The sequence below is a fragment of the Pseudomonas brassicacearum genome (assembly GCF_003732225.1).
GTDB lineage: Bacteria > Pseudomonadota > Gammaproteobacteria > Pseudomonadales > Pseudomonadaceae > Aquipseudomonas > Aquipseudomonas brassicacearum_E.
The window spans coordinates 332,680-348,469 of sequence record NZ_MOBJ01000003.1; the positions used below are offsets into that span (position 1 = coordinate 332,680).

Consider the following 15,790-nt stretch of genomic DNA (forward strand, 5'->3'; position numbering starts at 1 on the left):
CGGTCAATCCCCCCAGTTGCCGATGTCTGCCCCATGGCCTTCGCCACCGGACACACCGTCAGCGCCAAAGGAGTACAGGTCATAGCCGCCATCGTCCGAATTCACCCCGGGATTGAGGTACTGATACGGCATTCCCCAAGGGTCCACCGGCACACTTTTGAGATAACCCTGCGGACTCCAGTTTCTCGGTACCGGAGCGCCCAGCGGCCGCTTGACCAACGCTTCCAGCCCTTGCTGGGTGGTGGGGTAGCTGAAGTTGTCGAGGCGGTACATTTCAAGGCTGGTGGAGATCGCCAGAATGTCGGTGCGGGCCGCTGTGACCTTGGCCTGATCGGGTCGACTCATGAACTGTGGCACGACGATGGCGCCAAGCACGCCGATGATGACCACCACCACCATGATTTCGATCAGGGTAAAGCCACGCTGACGCTTGGCTGAAGTATTACGGACAGGATTCATCGATCAACTCACCAGTTGGTTCAGGCTAAGAATGGGTAAAAGAATGGCCATGACGATCAGCAGCACGACACCGCCCATCAGCACCAACATGACCGGTTCGAATAGGCTCACAACCAGCGCGATGCGCGCTGCCAGGGTCTTTTCCTGCTGCTCGGCGGCCCGCGCCAGCATGCTGTCGAGTTCACCGGCACGCTCGCCACTGGCAATCATATGCAGCATCATTGGCGGGATATCGCCGCCTTGTTCCAGGCCATGGGTCAGGGTGCCGCCCTCACGTACCGAGCGCGCAACATCGCGCATGCGCGTGCGAATCGTCAGGTTGCCAATGACGGCGGCAGCAATTTCCAGGGCATCGACCAACGGCACCGCGCTCTTGCCGAGGATCGCCAGGGTGCTGGCAAAACGCGCCGCCTCCATGGCCCGCAACACCCCACCCAGCAACGGCAAGCGCAACACCAGTGCGTGCCAGCGCACACGCATGGATGGCTGGACCAAGGCCCAGCGTCCCAACAGCGTCAGCACTGACAACAGACCCAACAGGAGCAGGCCATGACTATGCAGACCGTCACTGATCAGGATCATGCCCTGGGTCAGCAGCGGTAACGGCTGACCGCTATCGACGAAAATCTTCACCACATCCGGCACTACGTAGCCGAGCAGGAAACCGACAATGGCCAGCGAGGCGAACAGCAGAATCATCGGGTAAACCAGCGCCAGCTGAATTCGCTGGCGCGACGCCTGACGGGCCTCCGTGTACGCCGCCAACTGTTCAAGCACATGACCCAGATGTCCGGAGCGCTCACCTGCCGCGATGGTGGCGCGAAACAGTTCGGGGAACGCCCGGGGAAATCCACCCAGCGCCGCCGCCAATGAATAACCTTCCATCACCCGCGCCCGCACCGCTGAGAGCAAGGCGTTGACCTTGCGCTTTTCGCTCTGCGCCGCAACGGCCCGTAAGGCCTCTTCGAGGGGCAGACCGGCCTGAATCAGCGTGGATAACTGCAACGTCAGCAGCGCCAGTTCGCCCGAGCTCAGCTTCATGGCATTCGCAAAAATCCCCTCCCGAGCGCCCTGATACTTAGCCTCGCCGACATGACTGGGTAACAAACCCCGTTCACGCAACAGCTGCCGGGCATGCCGTGGGCTATCAGCCTCCAGCACACCTCGGGACTGACGGCCACTGCGGTCTTGGGCACGGTATTCGAATCCCGGCAACGGCTAGTCCTCCTGGCTGACGCGCAGCAACTCATCGAGACTGGTGACACCCTCAAGCACCAGCCGCTGACCGTCCTGAAACAGGCTGCGCGACAGCGTCCGCGCCTCGTCCGCCAACGCCTGTTCACTGGCCCCCTGATGAACCAGCGCGGACAGCGTCGGAGTTAAGCTGATCAACTCGTACATACCGACCCGCCCCCGGTAGCCTTGTTGGCATCGAGCGCATCCATTGGCCCTGAATAGCCGCACAGCACCGTCGCCGGCAACGCCCAGGCTCTGGCAGTCGACAGCATCAGCTTCATAGGCTTGCTTGCAGTGTGGACAGAGGGTTCGCAACAAGCGTTGGGCGAGCACACCGATCAGCGACGACGCCAACAAGTAGGCGTCGACGCCCATGTCCAGCAAGCGGGTGACCGCGCCGACCGCGCTGTTGGTGTGCAAGGTCGATAACACCAAGTGCCCGGTCAACGACGCCTGCACGGCAATTTCGGCGGTTTCCCGATCGCGGATTTCACCGACCATCACTACATCCGGGTCCTGGCGCAGAATCGCCCGCAGGCCCCGGGCGAACGTCATCTCGACCTTTGGATTGACCGGCGTCTGGCCAATCCCCGGCAAGTGATACTCGATCGGATCCTCCACCGTGAGAATATTGCGCGTCTGGTCGTTGAGACTGGCCAGCGCCGCATACAGGCTGGTGGTCTTGCCGGAGCCGGTGGGACCGGTCACCAGGAAAATCCCGTGGGGCCTGCCAAGAATCCGCTGAAAGCGTGCCAGGGTGTCGGGCGGCATGCCCAGGCGCTGCAAGTCGAGGCGTCCGGATTGTTTGTCGAGCAGTCGCAACACCACTCGCTCGCCATGAGCTGACGGCAGAGTCGAGACCCGCACATCCACCTCATGCCCGGCCAGGCGCAGCGCAATGCGACCGTCCTGCGGCACGCGCTTTTCAGCAATATCGAGGCGCGCCATGACCTTGATCCGTGACACCAGCAGATTGGCCAACTCGCGCCGGGGTCTGAGCACCTCACGCAATTGCCCATCTACCCGCATCCGCACCAACAGGTACTGCTCGAAGGTTTCCAGGTGAACATCCGAGGCTTTTTCGCGCACCGCCTCACTGAGCAACGCGTTGATCAGCCGGATGATCGGCGCGTCACCTTCCTGTTCGAGCAGGTCGGCGGTCTGCGGAAGCTGATCGGCCAGGCTCAACAGATCGAGTTCTTCGTCCAGTCCCTGGGCGACCTGTTCGGCGGCGCTCTGACCTACGCCGTAAGCGCTCGCCAGCCGTGTCGCGAACATCGCAGGCTCAAGGACCTGAACAGGCAGATCACGCCCCGTCACACGCCGAACTTCCGCCAGTGCGGTCAGCGGCGTATCGCTGCGGATCGACAGGCTCAACGCCTCGCCCGAACCCTCAAGCAACACCCCCAAACGCCGGGAGAAACCGAATGGCAGCCGTTCGCTGTACCCCGTCAGACTCGTCATGGGGCGCGGCGCTCACGGGGCTCATCGAACAGCTGATGCGGATCATCGGGCAATAACAGCGAATTGTTCTGCCGAGCCGCCGGCTGACTCAGATCCCGGAGGGCCTTGTAGCGGTCCTCACTGATTTCGGCGATATCCTGACGGGTGCGCACGATGGTCGGGCGCAGAAACACCATCAGGTTACTTTTGGTCTGGGTGTCTTTCGTCCAGCGAAACAGCGCGCCGAGATAAGGAATGCTGCGCAACAGCGGCACCCCGCTTTCCTGGGTCCGAACGCTGTCCTTGATAAGGCCACCGATCACAATGATCTCGCCATCGTTGGCAAGGATCGTGCTCTTGAGGGCACGCTTGTTGGTAATCAGGTCGGAAGAATCGATGCCGGACACCGAAGGCGCGATATCGGAGATTTCCTGCTCGACCTCCAGACGCAGGATCGAACCTTCGTTGATGTGCGGACGGATCTTCAGGCTGATCCCGACATCCTTGCGTTCGACCGTGGTGAAGGGGTTATCTGCACCACTGCTATTGGTGGCGTAAGAACCGGTCTTGAACGGCACGTTCTGGCCGACGATGATTTCCGCTTCCTGGTTGTCCAGAGTCAGCAGGCTCGGCGTCGATAGCAGGTTGCTGCGGCTGTTACTGGCCAGAGCCGAAATCAGTGCGCCAAAGTTGCCGCCACCGAGTCGCAGCAACGAACCTTCCGGGGCCGGACTCTTGTCGTCGAAATTGAACCCACCGAGCACCGGAACCCCGGTACCCGGAAAGTTGATGATCCCTTTCGCGTTACCGCTGTCCAGCCCCCACTGCACACCGAGCGCTTCGATGATGTCACCGGAAATCTCGACGATGGCCGCGTGAATCAGCACCTGGGCACGCGGTTGATCCAGTTCACGAACGATGTTCTCCAACGTCCGCAATTGCGCCGGATCGGCGAAAATCACCAGTGCATTCTGGCGTTCGTCGGCCTTTACCATGACCGGCGTGGCCGACATCGGCTCTTTTGAACCGCTGCTACTCGACTGTGCCTTGAACCCCTGCCCCAGTGCATCCAGCACCTCGGCCAACTGCTTGGCATCGCTGTGGTGCAAACGGATCACCCGGGCGTTATCGAGTTTGGTCGTCGCCGGAATGTCCAGCGAGCCGGCCAACCGGACCAGACGTTCGCGCGCTACCGGCGGCCCGACAACCACCAGGCGATTGGCCCTGGGGTCGGCAATCACCAAGCTTCCGGCCTCGGCTCCGGACTTGCCCAGTGACGCCTCCATCACCTTGGCGATATCGGCCGCCAGACCATGGCGTAGCACGACAATGGTATGAGCATTTTTCGCCCCGGAATCAAGTTGCCGTACCACTTGCCCAATCCGCCGAACATTGCTCGCGGTATCGGTGACCACCAACGCGTTGGCCGAGACGGACGGACCGACATAGCCATTGGTCGAGACCAGCGGCCTGACCAGACCGGCCAGATCGGCAGCCGAGCTTGCGCCGAGGGCGATGACCTCGGTCACGAACTGTCCATCGCGAGACGTTCGCGGATCACCCTGACTGGCGCGGGTCTTGGCTTCCGCTACGGGGGTAATGAGTATTCGATCGCCTTGATCGATCACCGTGAAGTTATGAGCATCAAGCACCGAATAGAACAACCGTCGGACGCCCTCGCGATCCAGCGCTTGTCCGGACATGACCGTGATTCGCCCTTGAACCCTGGGGTCGAGGATCACGGTCGTGTCCAGAATCGACGACATTTCGGCAACGATGTCCCTTAGCTCAGCGTTGTTCATCGCCAGTTGCCAACGCTGTTCTTCAGCCGCTACCCAACCCGGGAGCAGCAGGACTGCCATGCCCAGGGCGCGCAGCAGTGCGCCGTAGGTGCGAAAACAATTCGAGCGGTTCATTCAGTGACTCTGTGGCAAATCAGCGGTTGGCCGAAAGTGAATAAGGGCAGGTGCGGGATCGGATCGGGTGTCGGCAGGTTTGATCGTCAACAAGGTGCGCTCGGTAGTGGGTTGCAGGGCCAGCAACTCCTCGCGACCTTTGCGCCACAGCACCACCCTGGAGACCTCAACCCGCCGCAGTACACTGCCGCCGGGCAAGCTGTCGCCGACCTGATACAAACGTTCACCGTCAGCACCCGCCAGCAACGCCCGCGAAAGCCCGGTGCTGGAGACAAAACTAGCGCGCAAGGTCAGCGGTTCAGCACTGCGCAGCGCTGCCGTTTGCGCAGCCAGCCCCATCACTGTCGCGATAGCGTCAGGGTTGAACTCGGGCATCGGCTGCGTATCCGGTGGCAGCCGTACCGGCCGCTCGGATTGCACAAGCAGTTCATCGCGCAACGTCTGTTCGTTGGCGAACAGGTAAACGCCGTACCCCAGCGGTAATACCCACAGGATGACCCCGAGCAGCGTCGGCCAGCCTGTGGACATTGCCGTGAATAAAGAGTCCAGCGTCAATGACCTGCCCATTCAGCGGTGAAACCACATGTTTACAAGCACACGGCGTCCCGATACTTCATGTTTGATGACCGCGCTCATGTGCAAGGCAACCAACGCCGCCAGCACGACACATGCCCAAACATGAATCTTTATAAACAGCTGAATCCAGTCAGGGTCTTGTAAAGGTTGGGGAATAAATAAAAGGTCAAAAACATTAATAACCCGGTCCATCATTAACACACCCGTTACCAACACCAGACTGACCACCAGATAAATAAGCCAATGCACAAAAGACGCCACATTTTCGGCCAGCGTAGAACACTGCCTGGCACTCGACCGACTTCGACGAAAAGAAAGATAAAGCCTGACCACAAAGAACGGTAAAAACGCCGTCGTCATCGACACATTAATAAACGCCACCCACTCCTTGACCGGCAACGCCACTTCAAACAGTGCCACATAAAAACCACTGACCAGTGCCCAGATAATAATGACCGCCGAAAGCCAGTGCAGAAATTTCTGCGCCCTCGTATACGATAAGGTTTTCATTTAACTATCAACACCCAATAACATTGGCGAGAAACACGCACACCCGCACCGGCGAACAATCAAAAAATCACGATTGTCCGCCGGTGTGTCAGATCAACTTATTTCTCATCCCAGGCCATCGCCCAGTCACTGCCGAACCCCGGCTCGAAACCATTCGCCGACGGGCTGTACTGCTTGCAGTAACCCGAGTAAGGAAACGGCTTGCACTCATACACCAGACCGTTCTTGGGCTGCAGCACTTTGGTCCCTGCGGTGTAGTCACCGAGATTATTCGGAAACTCGAAATCGTACTCTTGCGCACCGCCCTCGCCGGTGAATTTGGTTTCTTCGAAGGCTTGGCGAGTGGTGCGGCCGTCTTCCGTGGTGCCCACCAGTTTCACGCCATGTTTACCTGGCGCAGAACGTACATCGACATTCAGTACAGTGTTGCTCTGTGCCGCTACCTGCTGCCGGGTGAAACCCACTTGCTTGTTGCTGTCATCGAAAATCGTCGCTTCGATAGTCATTGTCCGATTGTTGACGATCGGGACCGCGACTTTGCCAACCCCCTTCACCAGTTCATGCTCTGGGGCCAGGCCACCGAACTCCATGCGGGCGTCGGTATCTTCCTGCATGTCCAGCGCCACTTCATAACGAGTGACAGCGCTTTCTTTCTGGGCATACAGCTTGTTCACGCCTTTCACTGGTTCAATGTTGTCGTGCTCATCGCGAATACCGGCTTTGATCAACGTCTGAGTCTTGTTGATCTGCTCGGCCAACTTGAGCGACCAGTTCTCCGGCTTGCCTTCTTCAGCGTTGCCGATGGTGATCTCGACACTGTACTGCGCGCTTTCACCGCTATTGGTAAAGGCGCGGGCCTTGACCTTGTCACCGGCAATCAGCGTGGTTGCAGGGGTGATGGTGCCAACAGAGTTCCAACCACCAGGCAACGCGGCCTCGGCAAGAATGCTGACGTCAACAACGTTGTGGAACGCCGCAGCAGTATCACCAACGGTCCAGATACCCAGAATCACATGGTGGCCAGTCTTGTCGTCCGGAATCACGCAAGCGTGCTTGTCCCCGGAGACGGGCAGAACATTACCGCCGTCGACAAAACAAAACGGCGTGCTATCGAAAGAAGCGCGTTTTAGCGGCTCGTTAGGATTCCAGCCATTTTTGGTAATGAAGTACTCATGCTTGGTGGCGGGATGAGCGGCAGTGTATTTCCAATCGAAATCGATAGAACGGTCCTTGATTTCAGTCAAGTGCCAGCGTGTGGCTGACTGAGCATCGACCGCGGAAAACATCGCGATACCACCACTGGCAATCTTTCCGTCAATCGGACCTTGCAGCGGAGCGCCACCGACACCGTTCGGGAAACCCTTGAAAGTTTCACCCACGCTTTGTGGCTCGTACTGCGCACCACCGCAGTCTTTATTCAGACCTTTCTGACAAAGAAAGGCACGGGACGGTGGTTCATTCAAGTAACCATGAGCTGCGACATTCTGTGTTGCCAACATTGCCGCCAACAGCGTCAACGAGGAAGCACACCCTGTTAATGCGCCCCCCTTAGAAATAGTATTTTGCATATTATTAGTTCCAGACTGATTATTAAGAGTTACTCGCAGAACGTCATATAACGGATAACAACGCGATCATTGGCTGTTATGCACTTACAACTAACACCCTTAAAACCCACAAGATCATTGTGTTCAGACCACAAACTCTCATAAAACAAAATTTATCTGACAACTCTTGAAAACGTTCACCATCGGCGATAGTAAGGGTGTGCGATAGCGCACTTTACAGTCTGGACTTTTAACTCTATGTAGGACGAATCCTGCATCACATAGGGAAATCAGCAGCCAGACTTGTCGGACAAATCACGTAACATTGCCTTACATAAGATCGCACTTTTTCAACGCCAAAATTGACACACAACACTCAAAAATTTCAGTAATGAAGATGGCGCAGACAGAACGTGTATCCCGGTCTTAAACAACCAGGCATGCAGATACCGGCAGCAGAGCCACCAGATCACAGAGGATGGGTCCAACGCAGGAAAGCCGCCCGCCTGGCACAGAGGCCAGACAGGCTGTCACCGATTACTGATGGTATTGCGCCGACAATTCATGCACCGCGCGCAAGAAGGCGCCAGCGTGTTCCGGGTCGACTTCCGGGGTGATGCCGTGGCCGAGGTTGAACACGTGACCGCTGCCTTTGCCGTAGCTGGCGAGGATCCGGCCGACTTCGGCGCGAATGGCTTCTGGCTTGGCGTACAGCACGGTAGGGTCCATGTTGCCTTGCAAGGCGACTTTGCTGCCAACACGCTGGCGGGCTTCGCCGATGTCGCAGGTCCAGTCCAGACCCAAGGCATCTGCACCGGCGTCGGCGATACTTTCCAGCCACAGGCCGCCGTTTTTGGTGAAGAGGATGACCGGCACTTTGCGGCCTTCGTGCTCACGGATCAGGCCGCTGACGATTTTGCGCATGTAGGCCAGGGAGAACTCCTGGTAGGCCGCTGCCGAGAGGTTGCCGCCCCAGGTGTCGAAGATCTGCACCGCTTGCGCGCCGGCCATGATCTGGCCGTTGAGGTAAGAAGTGACCGACTGCGCGAGTTTATCCAGCAGCAGGTGCATGGCTTGCGGGTTGTCGTAGAGCATGGCCTTGGTCTTGCGGAAGTCTTTCGACGAACCGCCTTCGACCATGTAGGTGGCCAGGGTCCATGGGCTGCCGGAGAAGCCGATCAGCGGCACGCGGCCGTTCAGCTCGCGGCGGATGGTGCTGACCGCGTCCATCACGTAGCCAAGGTCTTTGTGCGGGTCAGGAATCGGCAGGGCCTCGACGTCGGCCAGGGTGCTGACGACTTTTTTGAAGCGCGGACCTTCGCCGGTTTCGAAGTACAGCCCTTGGCCCATGGCATCGGGAATGGTCAGGATGTCGGAGAAAAGGATCGCCGCATCCAGTTGTGGATAACGGTCGAGCGGCTGCATCGTGACTTCGCAAGCGAACTCCGGATTCATGCACAGGCTCATGAAATCACCGGCCTTGGCACGGCTGGCGCGGTATTCAGGCAGGTAGCGACCGGCCTGACGCATCATCCACACGGGCGTGACGTCTACGGGTTGCTTGAGCAGGGCGCGAAGGAAACGGTCGTTCTTCAGGGCAGTCATGTCGGCATCCGGAAAAAAAGTGCGGGCATTTTCTCAGAGCGCGACGCAAAAGGCACGGCAAGCGCCGCACCTTTTGTCTATCGGGTCAATTTGTCGCGCTGGAATGCGGCCTTCTGCAGCACCGCGAAACAACTGTGGGAGCAGCCGGTCGACGCTCGATTGCTCGCGATGAAGGTCTCACATTCAACATCTCTGTCGACTGATCTGCCGCCATCGCGAGCAAGCTCGCTCCCACATTTTTACTGCATTCCAAGTTCAGATAGCAGTCAGACGCCCAGGTAGTCCAGGATCCCTTCGGCGGCATTACGGCCTTCGAAGATCGCCGTCACCACCAGGTCAGAACCACGCACCATGTCGCCACCGGCGAAGATTTTCGGGTTGCTGGTCTGGTGCTTGTACGTACCTTGTTCCGGGGCCACGACGCGGCCCTGGCTGTCGGTCTGGATGCTGAACTGCTCGAACCACGACGCCGGGCTCGGACGGAAACCGAAGGCGATGACCACGGCGTCGGCCGGGATGATCTCTTCGGAGCCCGGGATCGGCTCGGGGCTGCGACGGCCACGGGCGTCCGGCTCGCCGAGACGGGTCTCGACCACCTTCACACCTTCGACCTTGTCTTCACCGACGATGGCGATTGGCTGGCGGTTGTAGAGGAATTTCACGCCTTCTTCCTTGGCGTTCTTCACCTCTTTGCGCGAGCCCGGCATGTTCGCTTCGTCACGACGATAGGCACAGGTCACCGACTTGGCGCCCTGACGAATCGAGGTGCGGTTGCAGTCCATCGCCGTGTCGCCGCCGCCCAGTACCACGACCTTCTTGCCTTTCATGTCGACGAAATCTTCCGGCGACTTTTCAAAGCCCAGGTTGCGGTTGACGTTGGCAATCAGGAAGTCCAGCGCGTCGTAGACGCCCGGCAGGTCCTCACCGGCAAAGCCGCCCTTCATGTAGGTGTAGGTGCCCATGCCCATGAATACGGCATCGTATTCTTCGAGCAGTTGCTCGATGGTCACGTCCTTGCCGATTTCGGTATTCAGGCGGAACTCGATGCCCATGCCGGTGAAGACCTCGCGGCGATTGCTCAGCACGGTCTTTTCCAGCTTGAACTCGGGGATGCCGAAGGTCAGCAGACCGCCGATTTCCGGGTTCTTGTCGAACACCACCGGGGTCACGCCACCGCGTACCAGCACGTCGGCACAACCCAGGCCAGCAGGGCCTGCGCCGATCACCGCGACACGTTTACCGGTCGGCTTGACCTTCGACATGTCCGGGCGCCAGCCCATGGCGAACGCGGTGTCGGTGATGTATTTCTCGACCGAACCGATGGTCACCGCGCCGAAGCCGTCGTTAAGGGTGCACGCACCCTCGCACAAACGGTCCTGCGGGCACACGCGGCCGCAGACTTCTGGCAGAGTGTTGGTCTGGTGCGACAGCTCGGCGGCGGCGAGGATGTTGCCCTCGGCCACCAGTTTCAACCAGTTGGGAATGAAGTTGTGCACCGGGCACTTCCACTCGCAATACGGGTTACCGCAACCCAGGCAGCGGTGGGCCTGGTCGGCCGACTGCTGGGGTTTGAAGGGTTCGTAGATTTCCACGAACTCTTTCTTGCGTTGACGCAACAGTTTCTTCTTCGGATCCTTGCGCCCGACCTCGATGAACTGGAAGTCATTATTCAGACGTTCAGCCATTGTTAAAACCTCATCAAACTCTTCAGGCGCATATCACTGCGGGTTGGCACGGGTGCTGGAAAGCAACGATTTCAAGTTGGCAGCCTTAGGCTTGACCAACCAGAACCGACGCAAGTAGTCATCGAGGTTCTCAGCGAGGTTACGACCCCACTCGCTGTCGGTTTCCTCGACGTATTCGTTCAGCACGCGTTGCAAGTGGCTGCGATAGGCTTCCATTGCCTCACCGCTGATCCGCTGGATTTCCACCAGTTCGTGGTTGACCCGGTCAACGAAGGTGTTGTCCTGGTCGAGCACGTAGGCGAAACCGCCGGTCATGCCTGAGCCGAAGTTGTAACCGGTCTTGCCCAGTACGCAGACGAAACCACCAGTCATGTACTCGCAGCAGTGATCGCCAGTGCCTTCAACCACGGTGTGAGCACCGGAGTTACGCACTGCGAAACGCTCGCCCGCGGTACCGGCGGCGAACAGCTTGCCGCCCGTGGCGCCGTATAGGCAGGTGTTGCCGATAATGGCGCTGTCCTGAGTTTTGTAGACGCTGCCTTTTGGCGGAACGATGACCAGTTTGCCACCGGTCATGCCTTTGCCGACGTAGTCGTTGGCATCGCCTTCGAGGTACATGTTCAGACCGCCGGCGTTCCACACACCAAAGCTCTGACCGGCCGTCCCTTTGAAGCGGAAGGTGATCGGCGCATTGGCCATGCCCTGGTTGCCGTGCTTGCGCGCGATTTCGCCAGAGATCCGCGCGCCGATTGAACGGTCGCAGTTGCAGATGTCCAGAGCGAAATCGGCGCCGCTCAGGTCGTTGATCGCCGAAGTGGCCATCTCGACCATCTTCTCGGCCAACAGGCCTTTATCGAACGGCGGGTTGCGCTCGACCTGGCAGAACTGTGGCTTGTCCGCCGGGATGTGATCGCTGCCCAGCAGCGGGGTCAGGTCCAGGTGGTTTTGCTTGGCGGTCTGACCTTCGAGGATTTCCAGCAGATCGGTACGACCGATCAGCTCTTCGAGGGAGCGCACGCCCAGCTTCGCCAGCCACTCACGGGTTTCTTCAGCGACGTAGGTGAAGAAGTTCACCACCATGTCGACCGTACCGATGTAGTGGTCCTTGCGCAGTTTTTCGTTCTGAGTCGCCACGCCGGTAGCGCAGTTGTTCAGGTGGCAGATGCGCAAGTATTTGCAGCCCAGGGCGATCATTGGCGCGGTGCCGAAGCCGAAGCTTTCAGCGCCGAGGATTGCGGCTTTGATCACGTCGAGGCCGGTTTTCAGGCCACCGTCGGTCTGCACCCGGACTTTGCCGCGCAGGTCGTTGCCGCGCAGGGTCTGGTGGGTTTCGGCCAGGCCGAGTTCCCACGGGGCGCCCGCATACTTGATCGAGGTCAGCGGCGATGCACCGGTGCCGCCGTCGTAGCCAGAAATGGTGATCAGGTCGGCATAAGCCTTGGCCACGCCAGCGGCGATGGTGCCAACGCCCGCTTCTGCAACCAGCTTCACCGAGACCAGAGCCTTCGGGTTGACTTGTTTCAGGTCGAAAATCAGCTGCGACAGGTCTTCGATCGAATAGATGTCGTGGTGCGGCGGTGGCGAAATCAGCGTCACGCCCGGCACTGCATAACGCAGTTTGGCGATCAGACCGTTGACCTTGCCGCCTGGCAACTGACCACCTTCGCCGGGCTTGGCGCCCTGCGCGACCTTGATCTGCAGCACTTCAGCGTTGACCAGGTATTCCGGGGTTACACCGAAACGGCCAGTCGCCACTTGCTTGATTTTCGAGCTCTTGATGGTGCCGTAACGCGCCGGGTCTTCGCCGCCTTCGCCGGAGTTGGAACGCGCACCGAGGCGGTTCATGGCTTCGGCCAGGGCTTCGTGAGCTTCCGGCGACAGGGCACCAAGGGAGATGCCAGCGGAGTCGAAGCGTTTGAGCACCGATTCCAGCGGTTCGATCTCGCTGATGTCCAGCGGCGTCTCAAGGGTTTTGACCTTGAACAGGTCGCGGATCATCGACACCGGACGGTTGTCCACCAGCGCCGTGTATTCCTTGAACTTGCTGTAGTCGCCCTGCTGCACAGCGGCTTGCAGGGTGCTGACCACGTCCGGGTTGTACGCGTGATATTCGCCACCGTGGACGAACTTCAGCAAACCGCCCTGCTGGATTGGCTTGCGCGGGCTCCAGGCTTCAGCAGCCAAGGCTTTCTGCTCGGCTTCGATGTCGACGAAACGCGCACCCTTGATGCGGCTTGGCACGCCACGGAAGCTCAGATCGCAAACTTCCTCGGACAGACCGATCGCTTCGAACAGTTGTGCTCCGCGATAGGAGGTGATGGTCGAGATGCCCATCTTCGAGAGGATCTTGAGCAGGCCTTTGGTGATCCCTTTGCGGTAGTTCTTGAACACCTCGTAGAGGTCGCCCAACACTTCACCGGTACGGATCAGGTCGCCCAGCACTTCGTAAGCCAGGAACGGATAGACCGCCGAGGCGCCGAAACCGATCAACACCGCGAAGTGGTGCGGGTCGCGCGCGGTAGCGGTCTCGACCAGGATGTTGCTGTCGCAACGCAGGCCTTTTTCGGTCAGACGGTGGTGCACCGCGCCAGTGGCCAGGGAAGCGTGAACCGGCAGTTTGCCCGGAGCAATGTGACGGTCGCTCAGCACGATCTGGGTACGCCCGGAACGCACGGCTTCTTCGGCCTGATCGGCGATGTTGCGCACCGCGGCTTCAAGACCCAGCGCCTCGTCGTAGTTGAGGTCGATGACCTGGCGTTCGAAGCCCGGGCGATCGAGGTTCATCAACGAGCGCCATTTGGCCGGGGAAACGACCGGCGAGCTGAGGATCACGCGCGAGGCGTGTTCCGGCGACTCCTGGAAAATGTTGCGCTCGGCTCCGAGGCAGACTTCCAGCGACATGACGATGGCTTCACGCAACGGGTCGATCGGCGGGTTGGTGACCTGCGCGAACTGCTGACGGAAGTAGTCGTACGGCGTGCGCACACGCTGGGACAACACGGCCATTGGTGTGTCGTCGCCCATGGAGCCAACGGCTTCGTAGCCTTGTTCGCCAAGCGGACGTAGCACCTGATCACGTTCTTCGAAAGTGACCTGATACATCTTCATGTATTGCTTGAGCTGGTCGACGTCGTAGAACGCCGAACCGTGGTCGTTGTCTTCCATCGTCGCCTGGATGCGCAGGGCATTCTTGCGCAGCCATTGCTTGTACGGATGACGGGACTTCAAGCGGTTGTCGATGGCATCGGTGTCGAGGATCTGACCGGTTTCGGTGTCCACGGCGAAGATCTGGCCAGGCCCGACACGGCCCTTGGCGATCACGTCTTCAGGCTGGTAGTTCCAGACACCGATTTCCGAGGCCAGGGTGATGAAGCCGTTTTTGGTGGTGACCCAACGCGCCGGGCGCAGACCGTTACGGTCGAGCAGGCACACCGCGTAACGACCATCGGTCATTACCACGCCAGCCGGACCGTCCCACGGTTCCATGTGCATCGAGTTGTACTCGTAGAACGCACGCAGATCCGGGTCCATGGTTTCGACGTTCTGCCACGCAGGCGGAATGATCATCCGCACGCCACGGAACAGGTCGATGCCGCCGGTGACCATCAGCTCGAGCATGTTGTCCATGCTCGATGAGTCGGAACCGACACGGTTGACCAGTGGGCCGAGTTCTTCCAGGTCCATCAAATCGTTGCTGAACTTGGTGCGACGGGCCACGGCCCAGTTGCGGTTGCCGGTGATGGTGTTGATCTCGCCGTTGTGCGCCAGGAAGCGGAACGGTTGAGCCAGCGGCCATTTCGGCAGGGTGTTGGTGGAGAAGCGCTGGTGGAACACGCAGATCGCGGTTTGCAGGCGCTGGTCGCTGAGGTCCGGATAGAAGGCGGTCAGGTCCGCCGGCATCATCAGGCCTTTGTAAATGATGGTCTTGTGGGAAAAGCTGCAGACGTAGTGGTCGAGGTCGGCGGCGTTAGCCACGGACGAGCGACGACGGGAAGTGAACAGCTTGACGGCCATGTCCTGATCACTCAGGCCAGCTCCGCCGATGAACACTTGTTCGATCTGCGGCAGGCGCTCGAGCGCCAGACGGCCGAGAACGCTGGTATCGATCGGCACTTTGCGCCAACCGACCAGTTGCAGGCCGGCAGCCAGGATCTCGCGATTCATGTTCTCGCGAGCCGCTTCGGCTTTTACCGGGTCCTGGTTGAAGAACACCATGCCCACGGCGTATTGCTTGGGCAATTCAATACCAAACGTTTCCTGGGTGATGGCGCGCAGGAACACATCGGGCTTTTGCATCAGCAGACCGCAACCGTCGCCGGTTTTGCCGTCAGCGTTGATCCCACCGCGGTGGGTCATGCAGGTCAGGGCCTCAATGGCCGTTTGCAACAGGGTATGACTGGGTTCGCCCTGCATATGGGCTATCAGGCCGAAACCGCAGTTATCCTTGAACTCATCTGGTTGGTACAGACCTGCTTTCATAGACACTTTCTCACCAGGCTGCCTCTTATCGAGACAAATTTCTTTTCAATTCAGCCAGTTACCTTCCACGCCGAACGTACGCCAGCTTTGCGGGGGCAAAAGGGAGGTCATTGTACACACCGACACAGAGGCTCACAAATTTGACGACGAAATGTCGCAAATCTATGTCGCATTTGTGAAAGGTTTAAAGCGATATGCTGTGCTAGTCAAAACATTTTTAATGCTGACCGCAACGACTCAAAGACTACTGTGACGCAGACACCACAAGGCACGCGGCCTGGAGGCAGCATGCGCTTGCAGAAATTTTGAGGTGCCGGGAGAGGCGGCCTGGGTA

At 59.1% G+C, this 15,790-nt stretch carries 10 protein-coding genes; all 10 read right to left on the reverse strand.

What is annotated here, in order from left to right; all coding sequences use genetic code 11:
- Positions 1-3: 3 nt before the first annotated feature.
- The 10 genes from gspG to gltB all read right to left on the reverse strand — a co-directional run bounded on the left by gspG (position 4) and on the right by gltB (position 15,456).
- Positions 4-459 (reverse strand): type II secretion system major pseudopilin GspG, encoded by a 456-nt coding sequence (gene gspG / locus BK659_RS04505; protein WP_123423922.1) that lies wholly within the window; start codon positions 457-459, stop codon positions 4-6.
- A gap of 3 nt (positions 460-462) precedes the next feature.
- Entirely contained in the window at positions 463-1,674 is a 1,212-nt protein-coding gene (gene gspF / locus BK659_RS04510) for a type II secretion system inner membrane protein GspF (protein WP_123423923.1), read from the reverse strand.
- 3 nt (positions 1,675-1,677) lie between these two features.
- Positions 1,678-3,159 carry a type II secretion system ATPase GspE gene (gene gspE, locus BK659_RS04515; RefSeq protein ID WP_123423924.1) on the reverse strand — a complete coding sequence of 494 codons (1,482 nt, stop codon included), beginning with the start codon at positions 3,157-3,159 and terminating at the stop codon, positions 1,678-1,680.
- Positions 3,156-5,054 (reverse strand): type II secretion system secretin GspD, encoded by a 1,899-nt coding sequence (gene gspD / locus BK659_RS04520; RefSeq protein WP_123423925.1) that lies wholly within the window; start codon positions 5,052-5,054, stop codon positions 3,156-3,158. The genes gspE and gspD overlap by 4 nt, the downstream gene beginning before the upstream one ends.
- Entirely contained in the window at positions 5,055-5,621 is a 567-nt protein-coding gene (locus BK659_RS04525) for a type II secretion system protein N (protein WP_259740207.1), read from the reverse strand.
- Positions 5,622-6,140: a cytochrome b gene (locus BK659_RS04530; RefSeq protein ID WP_123423927.1), complete on the reverse strand. Its 519-nt coding sequence runs from the start codon at positions 6,138-6,140 to the stop codon at positions 5,622-5,624. It abuts the gene before it with no gap.
- Positions 6,141-6,238: 98 nt separating this feature from the next.
- Positions 6,239-7,708 carry an N-acetylglucosamine-binding protein GbpA gene (gene gbpA, locus BK659_RS04535; RefSeq protein WP_123423928.1) on the reverse strand — a complete coding sequence of 490 codons (1,470 nt, stop codon included), beginning with the start codon at positions 7,706-7,708 and terminating at the stop codon, positions 6,239-6,241.
- A 516-nt stretch (positions 7,709-8,224) separates the two neighbouring features.
- Positions 8,225-9,292, reverse strand: coding sequence for a uroporphyrinogen decarboxylase (gene hemE, locus BK659_RS04540; RefSeq protein ID WP_123423929.1), 1,068 nt, complete (start codon positions 9,290-9,292; stop codon positions 8,225-8,227).
- Positions 9,293-9,558: 266 nt separating this feature from the next.
- Positions 9,559-10,977 (reverse strand): FAD-dependent oxidoreductase, encoded by a 1,419-nt coding sequence (locus BK659_RS04545; RefSeq protein WP_123423930.1) that lies wholly within the window; start codon positions 10,975-10,977, stop codon positions 9,559-9,561.
- 33 nt (positions 10,978-11,010) lie between these two features.
- The gene (gene gltB, locus BK659_RS04550; RefSeq protein ID WP_123423931.1) at positions 11,011-15,456 is read right to left on the reverse strand and encodes a glutamate synthase large subunit; all 4,446 of its coding nucleotides are present in this window, start codon (positions 15,454-15,456) and stop codon (positions 11,011-11,013) included.
- Positions 15,457-15,790 lie beyond the last annotated feature (334 nt).

Coding starts and splice junctions, on each gene's coding strand:
- BK659_RS04545 (WP_123423930.1), bottom strand. CDS start 10,977: ATGGCTGAACGTCTGAATAATGACTTCCAGTTCATCGAGGTCGGGCGC.
- gspE (WP_123423924.1), bottom strand. CDS start 3,159: ATGACGAGTCTGACGGGGTACAGCGAACGGCTGCCATTCGGTTTCTCC.
- gspG (WP_123423922.1), bottom strand. CDS start 459: ATGAATCCTGTCCGTAATACTTCAGCCAAGCGTCAGCGTGGCTTTACC.
- gspD (WP_123423925.1), bottom strand. CDS start 5,054: ATGAACCGCTCGAATTGTTTTCGCACCTACGGCGCACTGCTGCGCGCC.
- BK659_RS04525 (WP_259740207.1), bottom strand. CDS start 5,621: ATGGGCAGGTCATTGACGCTGGACTCTTTATTCACGGCAATGTCCACA.
- BK659_RS04530 (WP_123423927.1), bottom strand. CDS start 6,140: ATGAAAACCTTATCGTATACGAGGGCGCAGAAATTTCTGCACTGGCTT.
- gbpA (WP_123423928.1), bottom strand. CDS start 7,708: ATGCAAAATACTATTTCTAAGGGGGGCGCATTAACAGGGTGTGCTTCC.
- gltB (WP_123423931.1), bottom strand. CDS start 15,456: ATGAAAGCAGGTCTGTACCAACCAGATGAGTTCAAGGATAACTGCGGT.
- hemE (WP_123423929.1), bottom strand. CDS start 9,292: ATGACTGCCCTGAAGAACGACCGTTTCCTTCGCGCCCTGCTCAAGCAA.